At 64.6% G+C, this 455-nt stretch carries 1 protein-coding gene; it reads left to right on the top strand.

Annotated elements, in window-relative coordinates:
- On the top strand, nucleotides 1–455 hold a 455-nt coding region (locus XH98_RS12890), incomplete at both ends, for an IS66 family transposase zinc-finger binding domain-containing protein (protein WP_271618802.1).

The raw sequence follows: 455 nt of genomic DNA, 5'->3' as shown, positions 1-455 counted from the left end.
GGCAACCGAAGACGAGCTGGCGGCCGAGAGGGCGGCGGCCAAGACACAGACGGTACAATCCTTCCAGCGCAAGCGTCCGTCGCGCAAACCGTTCTCCGAACATTTACCGCGCGAGCGGGTCGTGATCGCCGCACCGCAGAGCTGCCCTTGCTGTGGCTCATCGAAGCTATCAAAGCTGGGCGAAGACATTACCGAGACGCTGGAGGTCGTTCCCCGGCAGTGGAAGGTGATCCAGACGGTGCGCGAGAAGTTCTCGTGCCGGGACTGCGAGACGATCACCCAGCCGCCAGCCCCCTTCCACGTGACGCCGCGCGGCTTTGCCGGGCCGAACCTGCTGGCCATGATCCTGTTCGAGAAGTTCGGCCAGCATCAGCCCTTGAATCGGCAGAGCGAGCGCTACGCCCGGGAGGGCATCGATCTGAGTCTGTCGACACTGGCTGACCAGGTCGGCGCCT

Source organism: Bradyrhizobium sp. CCBAU 51745, assembly GCF_028128715.1.
GTDB classification, from domain to species: Bacteria; Pseudomonadota; Alphaproteobacteria; order Rhizobiales; family Xanthobacteraceae; genus Bradyrhizobium; species Bradyrhizobium manausense.
This window is presented reverse-complemented; position numbering and strand designations above follow the sequence as displayed.